Source organism: Pantoea ananatis PA13 (genome assembly GCF_000233595.1).
Classification (GTDB): Bacteria; Pseudomonadota; Gammaproteobacteria; order Enterobacterales; family Enterobacteriaceae; genus Pantoea; species Pantoea ananatis.
This window is the reverse complement of sequence record NC_017554.1, coordinates 349,915-365,841: the sequence shown is the minus strand read 5'-3', so window position 1 is coordinate 365,841 and position 15,927 is coordinate 349,915. Positions and strand designations below refer to the sequence as shown.

16 protein-coding genes are annotated in these 15,927 nt (G+C 54.6%); 2 read left to right on the top strand and 14 right to left on the bottom strand.

All coding sequences use genetic code 11. From position 1 onward, the window contains the following. Entirely contained in the window at window positions 1-1,752 is a 1,752-nt protein-coding gene (gene ggt / locus PAGR_RS01685; RefSeq protein ID WP_014604834.1) for a gamma-glutamyltransferase, read from the bottom strand. Window positions 1,753-1,955: 203 nt separating this feature from the next. Between ggt and PAGR_RS01680 the strand changes: the two genes are divergently transcribed. Then, window positions 1,956-2,243, top strand: a complete 288-nt coding sequence (locus tag PAGR_RS01680) for a DUF2756 domain-containing protein (RefSeq protein ID WP_014604833.1) — start codon at window positions 1,956-1,958, stop codon at window positions 2,241-2,243. On the opposite strand, the gene ugpQ is transcribed toward PAGR_RS01680, so the two are convergent. From ugpQ to PAGR_RS01630, 10 genes are all read right to left on the bottom strand, one after another. After that, window positions 2,240-2,983 carry a glycerophosphodiester phosphodiesterase gene (gene ugpQ / locus PAGR_RS01675; protein ID WP_014604832.1) on the bottom strand — a complete coding sequence of 248 codons (744 nt, stop codon included), beginning with the start codon at window positions 2,981-2,983 and terminating at the stop codon, window positions 2,240-2,242. The two genes, PAGR_RS01680 and ugpQ, sit on opposite strands and share 4 nt — an antisense overlap. Beyond that, window positions 2,980-4,053 carry a sn-glycerol-3-phosphate import ATP-binding protein UgpC gene (locus tag PAGR_RS01670; RefSeq protein ID WP_013027549.1) on the bottom strand — a complete coding sequence of 358 codons (1,074 nt, stop codon included), beginning with the start codon at window positions 4,051-4,053 and terminating at the stop codon, window positions 2,980-2,982. Before PAGR_RS01670 ends, ugpQ begins: the two co-directional genes overlap by 4 nt. A 2-nt stretch (window positions 4,054-4,055) precedes the next feature. Continuing rightward, on the bottom strand, window positions 4,056-4,901 hold the full coding sequence (gene ugpE / locus PAGR_RS01665) for a sn-glycerol-3-phosphate ABC transporter permease UgpE (RefSeq protein ID WP_013027550.1): 846 nt from the start codon (window positions 4,899-4,901) through the stop codon (window positions 4,056-4,058). Continuing rightward, the gene (ugpA, locus tag PAGR_RS01660) at window positions 4,898-5,785 is read right to left on the bottom strand and encodes a sn-glycerol-3-phosphate ABC transporter permease UgpA (RefSeq protein WP_014594803.1); all 888 of its coding nucleotides are present in this window, start codon (window positions 5,783-5,785) and stop codon (window positions 4,898-4,900) included. Before ugpA ends, ugpE begins: the two co-directional genes overlap by 4 nt. Before the next feature lie 55 nt (window positions 5,786-5,840). Beyond that, window positions 5,841-7,157 (bottom strand): sn-glycerol-3-phosphate ABC transporter substrate-binding protein UgpB, encoded by a 1,317-nt coding sequence (gene ugpB, locus PAGR_RS01655; protein WP_013027552.1) that lies wholly within the window; start codon window positions 7,155-7,157, stop codon window positions 5,841-5,843. Window positions 7,158-7,431: 274 nt separating this feature from the next. Next, window positions 7,432-8,139, bottom strand: coding sequence for a high-affinity branched-chain amino acid ABC transporter ATP-binding protein LivF (gene livF, locus PAGR_RS01650; RefSeq protein ID WP_013027553.1), 708 nt, complete (start codon window positions 8,137-8,139; stop codon window positions 7,432-7,434). Between the two features lies 1 nt (window position 8,140). Beyond that, a complete protein-coding gene (gene livG / locus PAGR_RS01645; protein ID WP_013027554.1) occupies window positions 8,141-8,908 on the bottom strand; it encodes a high-affinity branched-chain amino acid ABC transporter ATP-binding protein LivG in 768 nt (255 codons plus the stop codon). Continuing rightward, window positions 8,905-10,176: a high-affinity branched-chain amino acid ABC transporter permease LivM gene (locus PAGR_RS01640; protein WP_013027555.1), complete on the bottom strand. Its 1,272-nt coding sequence runs from the start codon at window positions 10,174-10,176 to the stop codon at window positions 8,905-8,907. The genes livG and PAGR_RS01640 overlap by 4 nt, the downstream gene beginning before the upstream one ends. Further along, window positions 10,173-11,099 (bottom strand): high-affinity branched-chain amino acid ABC transporter permease LivH, encoded by a 927-nt coding sequence (gene livH, locus PAGR_RS01635; RefSeq protein WP_014594805.1) that lies wholly within the window; start codon window positions 11,097-11,099, stop codon window positions 10,173-10,175. The genes PAGR_RS01640 and livH overlap by 4 nt, the downstream gene beginning before the upstream one ends. A gap of 137 nt (window positions 11,100-11,236) precedes the next feature. Next, entirely contained in the window at window positions 11,237-12,361 is a 1,125-nt protein-coding gene (locus tag PAGR_RS01630; RefSeq protein ID WP_013027557.1) for a branched-chain amino acid ABC transporter substrate-binding protein, read from the bottom strand. Between the two features lie 402 nt (window positions 12,362-12,763). On the opposite strand from PAGR_RS01630, the gene panM reads away from it, so the two are divergent. Then, window positions 12,764-13,150, top strand: coding sequence for an aspartate 1-decarboxylase autocleavage activator PanM (gene panM, locus PAGR_RS01620; RefSeq protein WP_014604831.1), 387 nt, complete (start codon window positions 12,764-12,766; stop codon window positions 13,148-13,150). Between the two features lie 45 nt (window positions 13,151-13,195). Here the strand turns inward: panM and rpoH are convergent, their stop codons facing one another. From rpoH to ftsE, 3 genes are all read right to left on the bottom strand, one after another. Further along, complete coding sequence (gene rpoH, locus PAGR_RS01615) at window positions 13,196-14,053, bottom strand: RNA polymerase sigma factor RpoH (RefSeq protein ID WP_013027559.1); 858 nt, start codon at window positions 14,051-14,053, stop codon at window positions 13,196-13,198. A gap of 230 nt (window positions 14,054-14,283) precedes the next feature. Continuing rightward, complete coding sequence (gene ftsX / locus PAGR_RS01610) at window positions 14,284-15,267, bottom strand: permease-like cell division protein FtsX (RefSeq protein ID WP_014594806.1); 984 nt, start codon at window positions 15,265-15,267, stop codon at window positions 14,284-14,286. Next, entirely contained in the window at window positions 15,257-15,925 is a 669-nt protein-coding gene (ftsE, locus tag PAGR_RS01605) for a cell division ATP-binding protein FtsE (protein ID WP_013027561.1), read from the bottom strand. Before ftsE ends, ftsX begins: the two co-directional genes overlap by 11 nt. Between the last annotated feature and the right edge of the window lie 2 nt (window positions 15,926-15,927).

The window sequence follows — 15,927 nt, the reverse complement described above, 5'->3', positions numbered from 1 at the left end:
TCAGTAACCTGCGCTCAGGTCATCTACGGTGCGCGGATCGGACGCGCCATACAGCGTACCGTCAGGCCCAATCATAATACTTTGGGTACTGCCCATCGACGGCAACACTTTCACATGCTGGCCTTTGGCCTCCAGTAACCGCAAGGTATCCGGACTGAATCCCTTTTCAACACGCAGCTGATCGGGCAGCCATTGATGATGGAAGCGCGGCGCGTTGGTCGCCTCTGCCACGTTCATCCCGTAATCAATACTGTTCACCACCATCTGCAATACCGTGGTGATAATGCGGCTGCCGCCCGGGCTACCCGTTACCAGCCATGTTTTCCCGTCTTTCACCACGATAGTCGGTGACATCGAAGACAGCGGACGCTTCCCGGCCTGCACGGCATTGGCTTCGCCGCCGACTAACCCGTAAACATTCGGCGTGCCCGGCTTGGCAGAGAAATCATCCATCTGGTTATTCATCAGAATGCCGCTGTTACCGGCGACGATACCGCTGCCGAAGTAGGTGTTAAGCGTGTAGGTGACAGCGACCGCATTGCCACTTTTGTCCACCACGGAGAAGTGAGTAGTTTGATTACTTTCGTAAGGGGCCAGTTTACCCGGCTTGATCTCGCTGGACGGGCGGGCTTTGGCAATATCAATCTGCTGCGCCAGTGACTTCGCATAGGCTTTGCTGGTCAGCGCCTGCCAGGGCACCTTGACGAAATCCGGATCGCCCAGATATTCGGAACGGTCCGCGTAAGCATACTTCTCCGCTTCCGCCATGACCTGCATCGCGTCCGCGCTGCCGAAGCCCATTTTGCCCAAATCAAAATTTTCCAGGATATTCAGGATCTGCACGATATGAATGCCGCCCGATGAAGGCGGTGGCATGGAAAACACCTCATAACCACGATAGGTGCCGCTGACGGGCTTACGTTCAACCGCATGATAGGCTGCTAAATCGGCTTTATTAATTAACCCGCCATGCTGGGCCATTTCGGCAGCGATTTGATCGGCAATTTTCCCTTTATAGAAGGCATCCGGGCCTTGCTGCGCAATCAGCTGTAAGCTGTGGGCCAGATTTTTTTGCACCAGACGGTCGCCCTTCTGCCACGGCGTGCCATCGGGCTTATAGAAAATGGCTTTGCTATTGGGATGCGTGATCAGCACTTCCTTACCGTAGGTTTTCAGGTCATCCGCCAGCGCATCGTTGACGACAAAACCGTCACGCGCCAGTTTAATAGCAGGCGCCAGCAGCTTGCTGAGCGGCAGCGTGCCATATTTATTGACGGCTAAAGCAAAACCCGCCACGGTGCCGGGCGTACCTGAGGCCAGGTGCGAAGTGAGGGAAAGCTTGCTATCGGCATTTCCCTGCTTATCCAGGAACATATCGCGTGAAGCCGCCGCCGGGGCCATTTCACGGAAATCGATGGCCGTGGTCTGTCCTGATGCCGTGCGCAGCAGCATAAAGCCCCCACCGCCCAGGTTGCCCGCCTGCGGATGCGTGACCGCCAGCGCAAAGCCCACCGCAACGGCGGCATCCACGGCGTTACCGCCCTGGCGCAGGATATCAACGCCGACCTGGGTTGCCAGCGCATCCACTGAGGCCACCATACCGTTATGCGCCTTAACCGGATGAAACGTATCGCTGTCGATACCATAAGAGACGGGCGGTGCCTGAACCGGCGCGGCACCCGCCCCGGTCACAACAGTAAAACTCATCAATAATGACCAGCCCAGCTGGCGCAGTTTGCCTTGCATCATCATGTTGTTTCCACTCTCCACTTTTATTTACATTTCTTTATTCTTTATGTAACTGACTACAAACACAGTCGAATATCAAGAATTAACGCAAATTCAGTGCACTCCTGGAGCAGGAATCTGAACCCGTGCATAGAATGACGATAACGACCTCGTGACCCGATTTGGGCACGCACACACAGCACCCGGTCGTTTACTGGAGGATAAAAATGAAAAAGTGGCTTATGGTTTTTGCCGCCCTGCTGCCGTTAAGCGGCATGGCGAACATGCTGAATAACACCAACAATCCTAATCAACCCGGCTATAACCCTAGCCAGCAGCGCATGCAAACGCAGATGCTCAACCAGTCGCAGCAACAACAGAACAAACTGCAACAGGATCAGCAGCGTCAGAATCAGGATTTACAGCGTAAACTGCAGGAACAACGAGACAGTGCCCAGCAGCGAGTGATTAAATCGCAGCCGGGCCAGCAGCAGAATCAACAGAGTCAGTATTAGCGGAAATCGGGGCCGATGATGTCGATGCTGTCCGTACAGATGGCATCAACGCCCCATTTCAACAGCGTTCTGGCCCGGTCAGGGCTGTTTACGGTATAAACCAGAATATGCAGATCGGCCTCTTTCAGTTCTGCCACCCGCGCCTCGGTTAACACCTTATGATTGAGATGAATGGAGGTGCAGTCGAGCGCGCGGGTTTTCGCTTTCCACGCGGTGTCCCAGCTATGGGATAACAGCCCACGCGGTAGCTGAGGTTCAGCCTGCATCGCGGCTTCCAGCGCCTTAAAGGAAAATGATGACAGCAATGGCAGCGTTTGTCCCTGCCACAGCGCGGCGGCTGCCTGGGCAATGGCGCGCCCGGTTTCTGCATCCGTTCCTGTTGTAGGTTTAATTTCGATATTGGCCATCATGCCATGCTGGCGACAGCGCTCGGCGACCTCATCCAGCCGGGCCAGCTTTTCCCCCTGAAACACATCGCTAAACCAGCCGCCCGCATCCAGCTGCGACAGCTTGTCCCAGGGCAGTTCACCCGCTACGCCCCAGCCGTTGCTGGTACGATCTAACGTATCGTCATGCAGCAGGAAAATATGCGCATCGGCCGACAGTTTGGCGTCGAATTCAATCATCAGGTGACCATATCTGGCGCCCGTATCAATTGCCGCAAGTGTATTTTCCGGTGCCAGCTTTCCTCCGCCCCGATGGGCGACGATGGGCGGATAAGGCCACTGTTTTTTGCTCATTCCAGACGTTTCCCGTGCGTTGAATCGAAGAAATGTAGCGACCCCACGGGCAGATGCAGCCATAAGGTACTGCCTGCTTCAGGGCGCTCGCTGTGGGGCAAGCGTACCACTAAACGTGCCTCACCGATGCGGCCATGCGCCAGATTATCCGCCCCGAGCATTTCCAGGGTTTCCACCCGGAACGGAATTCCGCCCTGCGCCTGGCTGCTGATCTGAATATGTTCTGGTCGTACGCCAAGGACGACGGGACGGTTGGCCCACTTCGCTTTTCCCTCGCCAATGGCTATCCCGTGGGAGGCATCAATCGTAAAGCGCGTCCCCTCCTGGCTGATATTGCCATGGATCAGATTCATGGCCGGTGAGCCCATAAAAGACGCGACAAACTGGCTAGCGGGCCGTTCATAGACCTCTACCGGCGTGCCGATCTGCTCCAGTATGCCTTTGTTCATGACCATGACGCGCTGTGCCAGCGTCATCGCCTCGACCTGATCGTGCGTCACGTACAGGCTGGTGGTTTGCAGACGACGGTGCAGCTGCTGAAGCTCCAGGCGCATCTGGACACGCAGGCGGGCATCCAGATTAGAGAGGGGCTCATCAAACAGAAACACGGCAGGCTCACGCACGATAGCGCGGCCCATGGCCACGCGCTGGCGCTGCCCACCCGATAACTCACGCGGACGGCGCGTCAGCAGGTGATCCAGCTCCAGGCTCCGTGCGGCTTCCAGCACACGTTGACGAACATGTTCTTTACTCATGCCGCGGATTTTCAGGCCGTAAGCCATGTTCTCTTCGACGGACATATGAGGATAGAGCGCATAGTTTTGGAACACCATGGCAATGCCGCGGTCTTTTGGCTCTTCGTGAGTGACACGTTTATCGGCAATATAGATATCGCCAGAGGTCACCCGCTCCAGTCCGGCGACCATACGCAACAGCGTCGATTTGCCACAGCCCGAAGGGCCCACCATCACCATAAACTCGCCGTCGTTGATCGTGACGTTGAGTGGTTGAATGATCTGATTTTTACCGTCGTAAGACTTGGTCACCGCCTGAAGGGTTACGCCTGCCATCTTTATTTCTCGCTCTCAACCAGACCACGCACAAAGGCGCGCTGCATAACAAATACCACCACCACCGGTGGAATCAGGGTTAACAACATTGCCGCCATCACTTCGTTCCACTGGGTCGGCGAACCGCTGGTGGAGATCATGCTTTTAATGCCGGCCACGGCAGTGCCCAGGTTGGCGTTATCAATGATTAACAGCGGCCAGAGATACTGGTTCCAGCCATAGATAAAGGTGATCACGAACAGCGCCGCCAGGTTAGTTTTTGACAGCGGCAGCACGATGTCCCAGAAAAAACGCATCGCGCTGGCCCCGTCAATGCGCGCCGCTTCGATTAACTCATCCGGTAGCGACATAAAGAACTGCCGAAACAGAAAAGTGGCGGTAGCTGAGGCCATCAGGGGCAGGGTCAGCCCGCTGTAGCTGTCCAGCAGATTAAGATCGGCGATAACCTGCACCGTCGGGAAAATGCGCACCTCAACCGGCAGCATCAGGGTAATAAAGATCATCCAAAAGAACAGCGAACGCAGTGGAAAGCGAAACCACACCAGCGCAAAGGCCGACAGAATCGACACCAGGATTTTGCCAATCGTAATACCCAGCGCCATGATGACGCTGTTCATCAGCATCACGCTAAAGGCCGGACCGTTGCCGTTAACCCCGCGCGTCCAGATGTTCGAAATGTTTTCCCACAGGTGCGTGCCGGGAATCAGCGTCATCGGGACGTTATACACGGCGTCGTTATCCAGCGTAGCCGCCACAAAGGCGACATAGAGCGGAAACAGAATGGTCAGGATGCCCAACACCAGCACCACATGGCTGAATATGTCCAGCCCGCGACGGTTTTCAATCATTGGTATTGCACCTTACGCTCAACAAAACGGAACTGAATGACCGTCAGGCCAATCACCAGCAGCATTAACACCACGGACTGCGCGGCTGAAGAGGAGAGATCGAGGCCAGTGAAGCCTTCCCGGTAAATTTTATAGATAAGCGTGGTCGTTGCCTGAACCGGACCACCGCCTGTCGCGGCATCAATCACCGGGAAGGTATCGAAGAAGGCATAGATCAGATTGACCACCAGCAGAAAGAAGCTTACCGGCGTGATCAACGGGAGCGAAATCGAGAAGAAACGGCGCACCGGCCCCGCGCCATCAATGGCGGCGGCTTCGACCAGCGATTTCGGTATCGACTGTAATGCCGCAAAAAAGAACAGGAAGTTGTAGCTCATCTGTTGCCACACCGAGGCCAGCACCACCAGAAACATAGCCTGACCGCTGTTTTGGGCAAAGTTCCAGTTATAGCCCATGTGGTTAAGCAGATAGCTGAGTAAACCCAGGCCGGGGCTGAACAGAAACATCCATAATACCGCGGCAATAACCGGCGCCACGGCGTAGGGCAGCAGCAGCAGCATCTGATACAGCTTGCGCAGCCGCACGACATAGTCCACCAGTGCCGCCAGGAGCAAAGACGATACCATGCCAAAAAACGCCACCATCCCGCTGAACTTGATCGTGGTCCAGAAGGTATCCAGATAGAGGCTATCGGAAAACAGCCGTTTGAAGTTATCCAACCCGACAAAGGTGCTGGAGATACCGAAGGGATCCAGGTTTTGCAGGGAATACCACAGCGCTTCACCCGCTGGCCAGACAAAGAAAATAGCGGTGATCAGGAGCTGCGGGAGCACCAGCAAATAGGGTAACAGGCGATTGCGAAACACCGGGCGAGATGGAGACATAACGTTCTCTGACTTTGGGGAAAAAAGGCCAGCCGGAGCTGGCCTGCACACCGGATTACTTGTTCTGTTGCTCGAAACGGCGCAGCAGTTCGTTACCGCGTTTCACTGCGTTATCCAGTGCCGCCTGCGGTGACTGCTTGCCGGTCCAGACGCCTTCCAGCTCTTCATCCAGAATGGTACGGATCTGAGGCATATTCCCCAGACGCATGCCTTTGGTGTAAGGCAATGGTGGCTTGTTCATCATCTGGCGAATAGCGATATCCGCGCCTGGATTTTTATCGTAGAAGCCTTCTTTCTTCGTCAGCTCATATGCCGCAGTGGTAATCGGCAGGTAGCCGGTTTTCTGATGCCATTCCGCCGCAATTTTTGGCTCGGTGAGGAATTTCATGAATTCCGCTGCACCTTTGTAGGTGTTAGCATCTTTGCCCTTCATCACCCACAGGCTGGCACCGCCGATAATCGCGTTCTGTGGCGCATTCGGGATATCCGCATCGTAAGGCATCATGCCTACGCCGTAGTTGAATTTGGCATAATGACGGATGTCGGCCAGCGAGCCGGATGAGGCCGTCGTCATACCACAATCCCCGTTGTAGAACTTGGCGGTCGATTCATCTTTACGACCAAAATAGGTGAAGTCACCTTTCTTGTTCATATCTTCCAGTAGCTGGATATGACGAACCTGTGCCGGCTTGTTGAACTCCAGCACGGCATCAGTGCCGTCGAAACCATTGTTCTTGGTCGCCACCGGCAGACCGTTCCAGGCACTGAAGTTTTCAATCTGGATCCATCCCTGCCAGCCGCTGGCATAGCCGCAGCTCATGCCTGACTTACGCAGCGCGTCGGCATCCTTTGCCAGTTCCTGCCAGGTTTTTGGCGGCTGGTCCGGATTCAGGCCCGCTTTTTTAAACGCGTCTTTGTTGTAGTACAGCACGGGCGTAGAGCTGTTGAAGGGTTGAGAGATCAGCTGGCCTTGTGCGTTGCTGTAGTAACCGGCGACCGCAGGCACAAACTGCTTCTCATCCATTGGGATGCCAGCATCTTTAAACACCTGGTACACCGGCACGATGGCTTTGGAGGCCATCATGGTTGCCGTACCTACTTCATAAACCTGTAACAGCGCAGGGGCTTTTCCTGTGCGGACCGCAGCGATACCTGCCGCCAGACTCTGTTCGTAGTTCCCTTTATACACCGGGACGATCTTGTAGTCGGGGTGCTCCTGGTTAAAACGTTGTGCCAGTGAGTCAACTTCTTTGCCTAACTCGCCTTCCATTGAGTGCCAGAAAGGGATCTCAGTTACGGCCAGTGCATTACCACTGATCGCCAGACCGAGCAGTGCGCTCATCAGGCTACGACGAAAAGTAACAACGGACATAGAATTTTCCTGTTCAGGTAGGTACGCGCGTTATCACGCATTTTTTGCTCGCGAAGTAACATGACACGCGGAAATGACGGAAAAATAACAGTCAGATGACGGAAAAATGACGACAGAATGTCAGAAGATGACAGGGATAAGCGGGATTAATGCATGATGACGACAAGCGAGTGCAGAAGAATGCAGCTAAGGCAGCGCTGAGAAACAGCGCCCACACCTTTACGAGGAGGGGCGCTGCCGGATCCTGGCCTGGCAGGAACGTCAGGCCAGAAAGCTAGGCGCCCAGATACGCGCTGCGCACGGCCTCGTTAGAAAGCAATGCCTCACCGCTGTCCTCCAGCACCACGTGACCGTTTTCCAGTACGTAGCCCCTGTCGGCCAGTTTCAGTGCCTGGTTCGCGTTTTGCTCGACCAGGAAAATCGTCATGCCTTCGCTGCGTAACTGCTCAATCGTATCGAATATTTGCTGAATAATAATCGGCGCCAGGCCCAGAGAAGGCTCATCGAGTAACAACAGGCGCGGCTGGCTCATCAGTGCCCGACCGATAGCCAGCATCTGCTGTTCGCCACCGGACATCGTGCCTGCCCGCTGAATTTTACGCTCAGCCAGACGCGGGAACAGCTGGTAAACACGTTCGATGCGCTGCAGATACTGCTGACGACTGGCAAAAAAACCGCCCATCGCCAGATTCTCTTCCACGGTCATACGTGAAAATACGCGACGGCCTTCAGGCACGATGGCAATGGCTTCACGCATAATGCGCGCCGTTTGCCAGTCGGTAATGGCTTTGCCATCAAAAGTAATGGTGCCGCTGGTGGCGCGCGGTTCGCCGCACAGCGTACCCAGCAGCGTGGTTTTACCGGCACCGTTGGCACCAATCAGCGTGACGATCTCACCCTGATCGATATGCAGGCTTACGCCATGCAGGGCCTGAATTTTGCCGTAATGCGCACTGACGTTATCAATGGTTAACATGGCCATATTACGCCTCTCCTAAATAGGCACGGATCACGTCCGGATTGTTACGAATCTCTTCCGGCGTGCCGTTAGCCAGCGGCGTTCCCTGATTAACCACATAGATACGATCGGAAATGCCCATGACCAGTTTCATGTCGTGCTCAATCAATAAAACGGAAACCTTATGTTCGCCACGTAACTCGGCAATCAATTCATCAAGCTCGTGCGTTTCTTTGGGGTTAAGCCCGGCGGCCGGTTCATCCAGCATTAAAATCTCCGGACGCGTCACCATGCAGCGGGCGATCTCCAGGCGGCGCTGCTGACCGTAGGCCAGATTACCGGCCTGGCGGTTGGCCATGTCCAGCAACCCGACGCGTTCGAGCCAGGTGGCGGCACGATCCAGCGCCTCGCCTTCACTGCGGCGAAAGGCGGGCGTTTTAATCAGGCCGGAAAAGACCCCGCTTTTCAGATGTTGGTGCTGCGCGACCAGCAGGTTTTCTATCACCGTCATTTCGCGGAACAGGCGCACATGCTGAAAGGTACGGACAATCCCCATGCGCGCGATCTTCTGCCCGGATAAACCGGCCAGATTCTTGTCACGCAAGGTAATGCTGCCGCCTGTTGGCTTGTAGAAACCTGTCAGACAGTTGAACACGGTGGTTTTGCCTGCTCCGTTCGGACCGATAAGCGACACGATTTCCTGTGGACGCAGTTCCAGTTTGACGTTGTTTACGGCTAACAAACCGCCGAAGCGCATCATCAGGCCTTCAACGGCTAATAAAGGCTGACTCATGCCTGCTCTCCTTGTTTACCCTGCCTGAGTTTCAGGTGTGGACGCTTCATCGGCAATAAACCCTGCGGCCGCCAGATCATCATCAGCACCATCAACCCACCGAGGACCAGCATGCTGTACTCATTGAGGTCGCGCATCAGTTCACGCGACACCACCAGCAGAATGGCGGCCAGAATCACCGCAAACTGCGATCCCATTCCGCCCAGAACCACGATGGCCAGCACAAACGCGGATTCAACGAAGGTAAAGGATTCGGGACTGACAAATCCCTGGCGGGCGGCAAACAGCGTACCGGCAAACCCCGCAAAAGCCGCACTGATAGTAAAGGCAGTCAGCTTGATACGGGTCGGGCTTAAGCCCAGCGAGCGACAGGCAATCTCATCTTCACGCAGTGCTTCCCAGGCCCGTCCAAGCGGCATACGCAGCAGACGGTTAATCACAAACAGCGTCAACACCACTAACAGTAACGCCACCAGATACAGGAAAATCACCCTGTCGCTGGGATCGTACTTCATGCCAAAGACCTCGTGAAACGTGCCCCATCCCCCTTCACTGACGCGGCGGCCGAACTCCAGGCCGAAGAAAGTGGGTTTAGGAATCTGGGCAATGCCGTTCGGTCCCCCTGTAATCGCGGTATTGTTAAGCAGCAGAATACGGACGATTTCGCCGAAGCCCAGCGTCACGATAGCCAGATAATCGCCGCGCAGCCGCAATACCGGGAACCCCAGCAGCAGGCCAAAGGCCGCGGCCACTAATCCGGCCAGCGGCAGGCTCTGCCAGAAACCGAAACCATAGTAATGATTGAGCAAAGCAAAGGTATAGGCACCGATGGCATAGAAGCCGCCATAGCCCAGAACCAGCAGCCCCGATAGCCCAACCACCACGTTCAGCCCCAGGCCCAGCATGATGTAGATGAGCGTCAGCGTCGCAATATCAACGCTGCCGCGCGAGACCAGAAAAGGCCAGATAACGGCAGCAGCGATCATTAACGCCATGACAAGTTTTTGCTTCGGCGTGGAACCATCAAACCCAGGCAGCACCAGACCGCCACTGCTGCGCTTCAGCTTGCCCTGAAGCAGCGGACGCAGCAGCTGGAACAGAAACACCACCGCACAACCGATAAATATCCAGTTCCAGCGCACGCTACCGGCATTGACCACCTGTAGCTTCGTACCATTCAGATCGAGTCGCATTCCCATAAAGAACGCAGCCAGAACCAGCAACATGACCGTAGAGATCAGCGCATTGACCAGACCAAGGCGTTTCATACTTTCTCTACCTCCGGACGGCCCAGAATGCCGGTCGGCATCACCAGCAGCACCACGATCAGTAAGGCAAACGACACCACATCTTTATATTCCGTGGAGAGATAAGCCGAGGTCAGGGCTTCAGCAATGCCCAGCACCAGACCGCCAATCATCGCGCCGGGAATACTGCCAATGCCGCCCAGCACCGCTGCGGTAAAGGCTTTCATGCCCGCCATGAAGCCGATAAAGGGGTTGATGGAGCCATAAAACTGGCCTAACAGCACGCCGGCCACCGCCGCCATCGCGGCACCAATCACGAAGGTCAGCGAAATGACGCGATCCGTATTAATGCCCAGCAGGCTGGCCATTTTCAGGTCTTCAGCACAGGCTCGGCAGGCGCGGCCCATGCGGGAATAGCGAATAAACAGGGTCAGCGCCAGCATGGTCAGGAACGTCACCACCCAGATCACCAGCTGCATCGTCGACAGCGTGGCCGCGAAACCATTGCTTTCTCCCAGCGTCCACTGGCCGGTAATTAAGCTCGGCAACGCAAGATCGCGCGAGCCCTGGGTGAGGCTGACGTAGTTTTGCAGGAAGATGGACATTCCGATGGCGGAGATCAGCGCAATCAGGCGCTTGGAAGAGCGAACCGGCCGGTAAGCCACGCGCTCAATGCTCCAGCCATAGGCGCTGGAAATAATCACTGCCATCACAAAGCCGGCGGCGATCATGAGCCATGAGGTATCAATGCCCATCATCATCAGGGCAGCAATCACCATAAAAGAGACATAGCTGCCGATCATATAGACCTCGCCGTGGGCGAAGTTGATCATGCCGATAATGCCGTAAACCATGGTGTAGCCAATGGCGATCAGCGCGTAGGTGCTCCCGAGGGTGACCCCGTTGAACATCTGCTGAATGAAATAGAGAAACTGCTCGGACATAATGAGGACCTACTCAGAAACCAGAAAACCCCTCTCCTGCCAGCAGGAGAGGGTTAGCAAGGCGAAAGCATTGCCCCACAGGGCGCATCGCTTTGGCCTGCTTCCCCGAGCAAAGGCTGCAGGGAAGCGTCATGACCTTATTTAACCGCGGTGGATGAACCGTCTTTGTGCCATTTGAAGACACCAAACTCGAAGCCTTTCAGATCGCCTTTCTGATCCCAGCTCAGGTCACCCATCACTGTCGGCACAGGCGCACCGGTTTTCAGGTTCTTCGCAATCGCATCTGGCTCATCGCTCTTACTGCGTTCAATACCAGTTACCAGAGACTGGATCGCCGCGTAGGTTGTCCAGACAAAGGGGCCAGTTGGATCTTTGCGGTTAGACGCGGTATTCGCTTTAATGGCTTCAACAATCGCCTTGTTCTGCGGCAGCTGGTCGTAACGTTTTGGTAAGGTTACATACAGCCCTTCAGAAGCGTCGCCTGCGATGTTAGACAGCGAGGCGTTACCCACACCTTCTGGTCCCATAAAGCCGGCTTTCAGGCCTGCCGCTTTCGCCTGGCGCAGAATCTGGCCCAGCTCCGGGTAGTAACCACCGTAGTACACGAAATCCACGTTCTCTTTCTTCAGACGCGCAACCAGCGTAGAGAAATCTTTATCGCCCGCGGTGATACCTTCGAACATCACCACGTTGCCGCCTTTGGCCTTCAGGGTTTTTTGTACGGATTCCGCGAGGCCCTGGCCGTACTGCTGTTTGTCATGCACCACAGCGATACGTTTAGGTTTGATCACATCCAGAATGTAGTTCGCCGCCGTTGGGCCCTGGTCAGAATCCAGACCGGTGGTGCGCATCACATCTGCATAGCCACGTGCCGTGAGTTCAGGTGCCGTGGCCGCGGGGGTAATCATCAGCACGCCTTCGTCGTTGTAGATATCTGAAGCGGGCTGAGTTGAGGAGGAGCACAGGTGGCCGATAACATACTTAATGCCGTCGTTGATCACCTTGTTCGCCACCGCAACCGCTTGTTTTGGGTCGCAGGCGTCGTCATATTCCACACCGACCAGTTTGTCGCCGTTCACGCCGCCTTTGGCATTAATATCTTTAATCGCCTGCGCAGCGCCGGTAAATTCCATATCACCATATTGCGCGACCGGACCAGTAGCGGCGCCTACGATAGCTATTTTAATCTCTTTCGCCATTGCCGCATGGCTCATCGCCAATGCAACGCATCCTGCCAGTAACGCGCGACCTGTCATTTTCATGCGAACTACCCCATCAGTTGTGTCGTGTTTGTTGTGAGTGGTTTTATTTTCTGCCAGATAAAGTGGAAAACTGATTTAACAATAATGAGTTAGCACGCTTTTCTGGCTTTTATTAATAATAAGGCTTTATATTTCAGTCTATTAAACAGGAAGTTTATTCTGTAAAGCAACTGACATATTCATGATTCGCAGCCAAAAGCAGCATAATCCTCTGGAGCCAATGCGTGGCTTTTACTCACCAGGCCAGCGCGTTATGCTGCCTTTAAAAGCGGATATCATGTTTATAGCTATTATCCTGGCACTCTGTCGCTGTTTTGACCTGTTTTATTGCCTAAAATGTGCCAGGGTTCCGGTAACGGGAATTGACTACACTAACGACTTTTACACGCACAGGTGTTTATTATGAAGCTCACCATTTTGCGTCTCACCTCGTTGACGCTACAGGACCGGATAGATCTGGGGAAAATCTGGCCTGAGATCGATATAGAAAAGCTGGAGACAGCGTTGAATGAAAGCCATCGTCTTTATGCGGCGCGCTTCAACGATCGTCTACTGGCTGCATTACAACTTGAAATTTCAGGTATTCACGGCAAAGTGCATCATTTGGCTGTAAGAGATGTTACCCGGCGACGTGGCGTAGGACAGTATTTGCTGGAAGAGACGATGAAGCAGAATCCATCGTTAAACGACTGGTGGATTGCCGATGACGGCAGTGACGATCAACGTATTCGGGCGGCGTTTATGCAGGCCTGTGGTTTTCGCGCCCAGGTTGACGGCTGGGTAAAATAAAAAAACAGACAATAAAAAAGGGCGACCTGAAGTCGCCCTGTCTCGTCAGGCTTCGATAGCCATTCGGAGTTTCTTCATCGCGTTCTTTTCAAGCTGTCGGACTCGCTCTGCGGAAACGCCATAACGATCGGCCAGTTCCTGCAGGGTAGTTTTGTTGTCCTCATCCAGCCAGCGGGCGCGAATGATATGCTGGCTGCGCTCGTCCAGGCCTTCCATTGCGTACGTCAGCTTGTCGGCTGCATGTGACTCCCAGTTATCCTCTTCGATACCGTCGGCAAAATCAGAGGTTTTATCCTGGAGATACAGCACCGGCGCCATGGATTTACCTTCACCGCTTTCGTCATCAGCGGACATATCGAAGGTCATATCCTGAGCGGCCATGCGCGATTCCATTTCCCGCACATCTTTGCTGCTCACGCCCAGCTCGCGCGCGACCATTTCTACTTCGTCCTGATTAAACCAGCCCAGGCGCTGCTTGGTTTTACGCAGGTTAAAGAACAGCTTGCGCTGTGCTTTCGTGGTCGCCACTTTCACGATACGCCAGTTACGCAGCACATATTCGTGAATTTCCGCTTTAATCCAGTGTACGGCAAAGGATACCAGACGGACGCCAACTTCAGGATTAAAGCGACGAACGGCTTTCATCAAGCCGATGTTACCTTCCTGAATCAGGTCAGCCTGAGGCAGGCCGTAACCTGAGTAGTTACGAGCGATATGAACAACAAAGCGTAGGTGAGACAGGATCAGCGTCTTAGCCGCATCCAGATCGCCCTGGTAATGCAGCCGTTCAGCCAACGCCTTTTCCTCTTCTGCCGACAGCATCGGCCAGGTGTTGGCAGCCCGAACGTAAGATTCCAGGTTGCCCAGAGGAGCAATAGCTAAAGTTTGCATTTCTTTGGTCATTCAAACCCTCACAAAATCAGTGGAATTGCCGCATCTTTCCTTAAGCGCACGTCACATTATGTCAACGTCGCAGGAAAACCAAAAGCAATCTGTGCTACTTGGAAAACAAAGTTATCCACAAGTTCAATTTTAGCAGTGAATATTTTACACACAGATGACAGCGGGGCAATATCCTCTGCACCCATTGTCGGCAGCAGAGGATGATTATAACAAAAAAATGTTGCAGAGGTTTACTGCGGCGTAAATCGGCGTAAATGTTGTACCGTAGCCAGCCAGGCCGCAACCCATCCAATAATCGCCGCGATCAGCAGCAGCAACAGTGCCTCATCCCAGGAGAACCCTTCCAGCGAGAAGGTCGTGCCAAACACCGAGGCAACATGGGCCACCACGGACTGCAAACGCAGGACCAGCACTTCGGAAAGAAGCAGCGATAACACGGCACCAGAGAAACCTAACAACGCACCGCCATACAGGAACGGACGCAGAATAAACCCGTCGGTCGCCCCGATCAACTTCTGCACGTTGATGGTATCGCGCCGGGCAAAAATGCTCAGCCTGACGCTGTTACCAATCACCAGGAACACCGCCACGATCATTAAGATACCGATCATGGAGGCAATCTGCCCCACCAGCCCGGTCAGCGCCGCAAGACGAGCAAACCAGCTGTCATCCATGCGCACTTCGTCAACGCCCTGCACTTTCGCCACCCTGTCGCGCAGCGTTTGTAGCGTGTCGGAATTCTGGAAGGTCAGTTTAGGCGTAATGATGACCACGGCCGGAAGAGGATTCTGCTCCAGCATATCCATCGCGCCGCCAAAGCCTGACCAGTTACGGAATTCGTTCAGGGCTTCTTCGCGCGTCAGGTAGTTAACGTGGTCCACGCCATCGACCTGCTTCAGCTGAGTCGTCACGTTTTCGGCGGCGGCATCATCCAGCGTTTTGGAGAGATAGACCGTCAGCTGCGGCGCGGGATACCACTGAGTGGCGGCCTGGCTAACGTTTTTCCACACCATGTAACACACGCTGGGCAACGTCAGAGAGATCGCAATAACCATCACCGTCAGCAACGTCGCTAACGGCTGACGCCACATGTCAGACAACGTACCGCGCAGCGCATAGCGCCACTGCTCCTGCCAGCCGCCGCGTAACGCTTTGCTTTTCGACGGTTGCTTCGCCTTCGGCGCGGCCGCGCGTTTGTTGCGTTTATTGACCATCGTGGCCTCCGTGCAGGCGTCCTTTATTTAGCGTCATCACCCGATAATTTCGGCGACCGATTAGCCCCACATCGTGTGTCGCCATCAGGACCGTCACCCCAACGCGGTTAAACTCTTCAAACAGGCGCAGGATGTCTTCAGACAGCGCCTCATCCAGGTTACCGGTTGGTTCATCAGCCAACAGCACCGCCGGTTTATTCACCACGGCGCGTGCAATACCCACGCGCTGCTGTTCACCACCGGAAAGTTGAATAGGATAACTTTTCGCTTTGTCGAGCAGGCCCACTTTATCTAGCGCGGCTGAAACACGCCGCCGGATATCTTCCCCGCTGGCACCGGAGATGATCAGCGGAATGGCCACGTTGTCATAGACAGAACGATCCATCAGCAGGTGGTGATCCTGAAAGATCATACCAATCTGACGGCGCAGAAACGGCACCTCGCTGTTACGCAGGCGTGAAATGTCATGCCCGCTAAACCAGATTTGTCCGGCGCTGGGACGCTCAATGCCACAAATCAGCTTCAGCAAGGTACTTTTCCCTGCGCCAGAATGGCCGGTCAGAAACGCCATTTCACCGGGACGTAGATGAAAATCTACGCCCTGCAGCGCCTGACGTCCGCCGAGATATGCCTTACTGACCTCTTCAAAGCGAATCATCC

Coding starts and splice junctions, on each gene's coding strand:
- ggt (WP_014604834.1), bottom strand. CDS start 1,752: ATGATGATGCAAGGCAAACTGCGCCAGCTGGGCTGGTCATTATTGATG.
- PAGR_RS01680 (WP_014604833.1), top strand. CDS start 1,956: ATGAAAAAGTGGCTTATGGTTTTTGCCGCCCTGCTGCCGTTAAGCGGC.
- ugpQ (WP_014604832.1), bottom strand. CDS start 2,983: ATGAGCAAAAAACAGTGGCCTTATCCGCCCATCGTCGCCCATCGGGGC.
- PAGR_RS01670 (WP_013027549.1), bottom strand. CDS start 4,053: ATGGCAGGCGTAACCCTTCAGGCGGTGACCAAGTCTTACGACGGTAAA.
- ugpE (WP_013027550.1), bottom strand. CDS start 4,901: ATGATTGAAAACCGTCGCGGGCTGGACATATTCAGCCATGTGGTGCTG.
- ugpA (WP_014594803.1), bottom strand. CDS start 5,785: ATGTCTCCATCTCGCCCGGTGTTTCGCAATCGCCTGTTACCCTATTTG.
- ugpB (WP_013027552.1), bottom strand. CDS start 7,157: ATGTCCGTTGTTACTTTTCGTCGTAGCCTGATGAGCGCACTGCTCGGT.
- livF (WP_013027553.1), bottom strand. CDS start 8,139: ATGGCCATGTTAACCATTGATAACGTCAGTGCGCATTACGGCAAAATT.
- livG (WP_013027554.1), bottom strand. CDS start 8,908: ATGAGTCAGCCTTTATTAGCCGTTGAAGGCCTGATGATGCGCTTCGGC.
- PAGR_RS01640 (WP_013027555.1), bottom strand. CDS start 10,176: ATGAAACGCCTTGGTCTGGTCAATGCGCTGATCTCTACGGTCATGTTG.
- livH (WP_014594805.1), bottom strand. CDS start 11,099: ATGTCCGAGCAGTTTCTCTATTTCATTCAGCAGATGTTCAACGGGGTC.
- PAGR_RS01630 (WP_013027557.1), bottom strand. CDS start 12,361: ATGAAAATGACAGGTCGCGCGTTACTGGCAGGATGCGTTGCATTGGCG.
- panM (WP_014604831.1), top strand. CDS start 12,764: ATGAAGCTCACCATTTTGCGTCTCACCTCGTTGACGCTACAGGACCGG.
- rpoH (WP_013027559.1), bottom strand. CDS start 14,053: ATGACCAAAGAAATGCAAACTTTAGCTATTGCTCCTCTGGGCAACCTG.
- ftsX (WP_014594806.1), bottom strand. CDS start 15,267: ATGGTCAATAAACGCAACAAACGCGCGGCCGCGCCGAAGGCGAAGCAA.
- ftsE (WP_013027561.1), bottom strand. CDS start 15,925: ATGATTCGCTTTGAAGAGGTCAGTAAGGCATATCTCGGCGGACGTCAG.